The sequence below is a fragment of the Escherichia sp. AM3 genome (assembly GCF_032029835.1).
Classification (GTDB): Bacteria; Pseudomonadota; Gammaproteobacteria; order Enterobacterales; family Enterobacteriaceae; genus Escherichia; species Escherichia coli.
On record NZ_JAVUPQ010000634.1, the window covers coordinates 1 to 385 of the forward strand.

The following is a 385-nucleotide window of genomic DNA, read 5'->3' on the forward strand; positions in this document are numbered from 1 at the left end:
GTACGGCAAATGGCATAGCAATTCCTTTTTAACCTAATGTATGGGTGACTTCCTGCACGTCCTTATCGTCCAGCTCACGCTCGAAACTGCGTAAACGTTTGTAGATGGACATCAGCTCCACCAGCGTAGTCCAGGAGCTAATCAGATACTGGAACGAACCGCGAACCTGACCAAAGACGTTGGTGATTTGGGTCATCAGACCGAGCGTAATCGTACCCGCAACGATGGACGGGAACAGCAGGAACAACCCGAAAACGTTATCAACCTGAAGATAAAGAATGCGCGCGATATTGAAATACATGTAATGGAAATAGAGGCGGAAATAGTTACGACGTACGGCGCCAAACAGCTCACGCACGGTAGGCGGTGACGCACGGTTGGCATC

At 49.9% G+C, this 385-nt stretch carries 1 protein-coding gene; it reads right to left on the reverse strand.

Annotated features, from left to right (window positions below; translation table 11 throughout):
- Positions 1-28: 28 nt before the first annotated feature.
- Positions 29-385: SbmA/BacA-like family transporter (locus RTW80_RS27625; protein WP_312721293.1), on the reverse strand; the 357-nt coding region annotated here is incomplete at its 5' end.